Annotated in this window: 2 protein-coding genes and 1 pseudogene; 1 reads left to right on the top strand and 2 read right to left on the bottom strand. The window is 32.9% G+C overall.

Annotation, left to right across the window (positions count from 1 at the left end; all coding sequences use genetic code 11):
• Positions 1-266: 266 nt before the first annotated feature.
• Together F6K40_RS38865 and F6K40_RS38860 are read right to left on the bottom strand one after the other, a co-directional pair.
• Entirely contained in the window at positions 267-1,754 is a 1,488-nt protein-coding gene (locus F6K40_RS38865; RefSeq protein WP_293145236.1) for a DASH family cryptochrome, read from the bottom strand.
• A gap of 683 nt (positions 1,755-2,437) precedes the next feature.
• The gene (locus F6K40_RS38860; protein WP_293145233.1) at positions 2,438-2,665 is read right to left on the bottom strand and encodes a hypothetical protein; all 228 of its coding nucleotides are present in this window, start codon (positions 2,663-2,665) and stop codon (positions 2,438-2,440) included.
• A 1,173-nt stretch (positions 2,666-3,838) separates the two neighbouring features.
• On the opposite strand from F6K40_RS38860, the pseudogene F6K40_RS38855 reads away from it, so the two are divergent.
• Positions 3,839-4,583, top strand: a pseudogene (locus F6K40_RS38855) (GTP-binding protein); the annotation flags it as partial.
• Between the last annotated feature and the right edge of the window lie 144 nt (positions 4,584-4,727).

The raw sequence follows: 4,727 nt of genomic DNA, 5'->3' as shown, positions 1-4,727 counted from the left end.
ATCAAAAATAGCATTATTATTCAGAAATTATCTCTTTCTTAGAGTTTCTAATCTTAGCTCGTTATTTGTAAAATTGTTGGATTAATTTGATATAAGTAGGGGTTTGGTAACCAAACCCCTACTATAAGGAGTAAGGAGTAATGAGTAAGGAGTAAGGAGTCAGTATGATTGTGGTTTATTCATCATTAAACCGCTGTAAGGCGAAATGTTTTTGGAGGATTGCTCAAAATCCCCATTACAAAAACAACTTGTGACTTCTGACTTCGTTAATACTTCTTCCTTCTTCCTTCTATAATTTTTAATGCTGCATTATAAATTTTTTCATTTTCCTTAACCGACTTCCATAAATCAACAATTGGTTGTGGATAATCTACCCCAATTTTTACGCTAAATCTATCTTGTTCAACAGGTAATAATTTCCAAGGTTCATGTACTTTAGCAGGAGGTACTTTTGCTAATTCTGGCAACCAATGTTTAACATATTTTCCTTCTGGATCGTAATCTTTTGCTTGTTTAGGAATATTAAAATAGCGAAAACCTCGCGCATCATTTCCGACTCCAGCAGTGTAATTCCAATTTCCCCAATTACTACAAACATCATAATCTATTAGTAAAGACTCAAACCATTCAGCTCCCATTTGCCAATTAATTCCTAAATTTTTAGTCAGAAAACTAGCAACATTTTGTCTGCCACGATTTGACATAAAACCTGTAGATAAAAGTTCGCGCATATTAGCATCTATTAGGGGAAATCCTGTTTTACCTATTTGCCACTTTTGAAATTTTTCCCAATCTTCTTGCCAAGGAATAGCTACTCCTTGTAAACCAGATTTATGAAATACTTTATTGCCATGTTTTTGACAAATAAATCGGAAGTAATCTCGCCAGAGTAATTCAAAGACTAACCAATAAGTTGATTGATTTTTGACTCTTTGATATTCATATTCTTTAACTTGTTCGTAAATATAACGAGGTGATAAACATCCTAAAGCTAACCAAGGGGAAAATTTAGAAGAATAATTTGCTCCTAACATTCCATTTCTTGTTTCCTTATAAACTTTTAAACAGTCTTGCTGCCAAAAGTAATTTTTTAGTCTTTCTTTACCAGCAGTTTCTCCGCCTTTAAATTCTAAAACTCCCCGTGAATATAGTGGTGGTATTTCGAGGTTTAAATCAGATAATGTGGGTAATTTTCCCACATCAATTTCAGGTAAAGATGGTAATTTTTGAGGAATTGAGAATGTAGGATTTACAGTAGAATTTTTCTCTACATCTTTGCGAAAATTGGTAAATAATTCTGGTAATTGTTTAATCTCAAAAGGTAAATCTTCAGGATGGTAAAGTGTATGACTCCAAAATGATTTTAACTTAACTCCAATTTGTTTTAGTGTGTGATGAACTGCTCTTTCTACTTTAACTTCTTCGGCAGTAACTTCTTGATAAAAAAATACTGATTGAGCAGATAATTGTTGAGCTAATTTAGGGATTACTTTTTCTGGTTTATCTTGAAAAATCACTAAATTACTGCCTAATTTTTGTAGATTGTTACGCAAATCAACAACACTTTCTAGTAAAAAATTTGCTCTAAATACACCTGTTTTGGAAAAGCCAAAATTTGTTTTAGCAAATTGCCTTGAGTCGAAACAATAAATAGGAATAATTTGAGCATTAGCTTTTAGTGCTTGATATAGTGGTTCATGGTCATGGATGCGTAAGTCGTTACGATACCATAATATAATTACGTTTTGACTCATATTAATTTTTGAGGGAATAGGGAATAGAGAATAGGAAACATCAGAATCATTGAATAATCCTGACATCCTTTATACTTACTATTGTAGAATTATACCAAGCGTGAAAAAAGAATGTGTAAGTATTCAGCCATCTGCACAATTATTAATTGTTAATTGCTGAAGAATACCCTACTTTTAATATCAAGGTTTAAGGGGAATTAAAAGACTTTACGCGATTATGTATATTTGAGGAAAAAGGGATATTCACTCTCATACCGTTTCACTAACTTTAAAAGTTATTTTTAGCAAATTAAAACCTTGATTTTCAGTAATTTTGGCTTACTATTTTACTCAGTAATTTCCTAAATATTTATGACATTTTTAAAGTGAATTGGTACAAAAAATGAGATTTAATACTAATTCCAAAAATAATGCAATGCCTTCCTCAAGACTTCAGTTATTAAGTAATAATAATGGTTCAGCAATGTTTTTAATATTTTTAACGATTATAGCCAAAGAGCGAAGATATTTTCTTCAGTCGAACCCTACTCTTTACTCCCTACTACTGGATCTACCTCATTAACTTCAAAACTGCTGTAAAAGTTTTTTATGCAGCAAGTTTTATATAGATAAGATAACCCAGTTTAAATGAAAAACTGGGTTATAAATAGATGTTATCTAGAAATAATGACCAATCAAATTTGCTATTGTCTATATTTTGAATCATAACAAGCATAAGAATTAGATAATACCTTTTGATTACTGTCTTGATTTTCTAAGTCCTCTGCTAATTTTTCTGCTTTATCTTTGGCTGTTTTGAGAACTTGACGAACTACCCACTGCGAAATTTCGGGATTGTGTTCTATCTCCCTAATTAAACTATTTAAGTATTTAGCGATGATTTTTGCTTGTTGATGATAGTCTTGGGACATAAGTTATATTATTCCTATATTTTATTATTGATCTTTACTTTAATTTTACTCAAAAAATTTTACATATTCTGGGATATATAGCAATCCTATTTGAGTTGTGTAAAAAATTTTAATTGCTTTTAAGGAACAGGGAACACTTAACTGGGAACAGGAAGAAAGAATAGATAATTTATGGATAAGAATTGATTTTATTTTTAATTTTTGGAGATATCTATTAGATTTCAGCAACACCTATCAGACAATGAATTATAGTTAATAGCTGATATCTGTCTGCCATAACTCACCAAGATTAACTATTCTTTCTGTCTTAATATTTGTTCTATTGACAGTCTTTTAATCAAAAAAACAAAACATCTTTTTCTAGTAAGAGATTGAATGTATCAGAAAATATAAAAAGGAGATAGGGAACAGGGAACACCTAACTGGGAATAGGGAACAGGGAATAGGGAATAGGGAATAGGGAATAGGGAGGAAGAAATAAACATAAATATTTGTCGCTTAAAAAGTCTTGGAACATAAGTACTGAATACTTCTTGATCTACCAAATTTCAATCTCTTGAATTATTACCGCTTTTAGATTCACATCACAAGTTATGCTCTCTTAATACTTATTTTACAAACAGTCTCTAATAGTTTTTATTCAAAACTATGCTAAATTTTTTTTATAAATCCGGAAAAAACTATTTTAATTATTAGGGAATAGACGATAATAGAATCACCACAGCACTTCAAATAGAATTGCTTTGATCGAGTATGAGTAATGAGGGAAATATGTCTAGAAGTCTTTCGGCTTCAATGCCAATAATTAACAATTAATTAAGAATTCTAGATTTGTGCCCAATCCATTACAAATAACTATAAAATATTATCTTTTTTCCTTTTTTATTAACTATTAGTATATAAAATTTATACAAATAATTAGTTTAATCTTTGATAGACATTTTTGGGAGAGCTGAGTCACAAAAATTAAAAATATTTGATGTTAGTTTATCAAACTTAAGTTAAATTCAAATGAAATTTAAGATAAATGGAAATTTTTTTTCATAGGTAGGAAAAATAGGTTAACGTGAAAATTATAGCTTGAGAGTATATAAAGAACAGATAAAGTCTGGCAAAAAAGCTATTTTGTCAATCATCAATGCTGAATTATAAAGCATTGTGAGGAGGATAATTATGTCAGAAAAAGTCACTTCAAATGTCAGGAATATTGCCATCGTCGGACCCTATTTAAGTGGAAAAACAACACTACTAGAAAGTATATTATCAACCACACAAGCAATATCCCGTAAAGGCAGTGTCAAAGATGGCAACACCATTGGCGATGCTAGTCCAGAAGCTCGCGATCGCTCCATGACAGTAGAAATAAATGCCGCCAGTACCAAGTACGGCGGCATTCATTTTACCTTCTTAGACTGCCCCGGTTCCATAGAATTTGCCCAAGAAACCAATAACGCTCTCATCGGAGCAGGGGCAGCAATAGTGGTGTGCGAACCAGAACCCGCGCGCGTTCTCACCCTCGCGCCACTATTAAAATTTCTTGATGACTGGGAAATTCCCCATATAGTCTTCATCAATAAAATGGATCGGGTATGTACGGACGAAACCGACTGTAAATCTAACTTTGGCGAAGTATTAGAAGCACTCAAAACTGTCTCCAACCGCCCCATCGTTCCCCATCAATACCCCATTGCTAAAAATAATCAACTGATTGGATTTATTGACTTAGTAACTGAACAAACTTATCATTATCATCAAGGAGCGCCATCAGATCCTGTAGCAATTCCTGAGTCTCTGAAAGCACAAGAACACGCTGCGAGAGAAGAAATGCTGGAAGAGTTAGCAAATTTTGACGATCGCTTATTAGAAGAGTTGGTGGAAAATATCGAACCACCCCAAGCAGAAATAGTTGCTGACTTGACATACTCCCGACGTTGTCCTTCTATTCCCCCCTTTCAAAGGGGGGTTAGGGGGGATGGAAAAATAGGGATTCTGAGCGTCTGGGAAACCCTGACCGCTGCGCATGACAGAGGTGATGTCCTCCCCCTGTGTTGACATTGATAAT

Origin of the sequence: Okeania sp. SIO3I5, from assembly GCF_010672085.1 — a bacterium.
In the GTDB taxonomy this organism is placed as follows: domain Bacteria; phylum Cyanobacteriota; class Cyanobacteriia; order Cyanobacteriales; family Microcoleaceae; genus Trichodesmium.
Note: the sequence above shows the minus strand (reverse complement) of the source record. Positions and strands in the feature narration are given on the sequence as shown.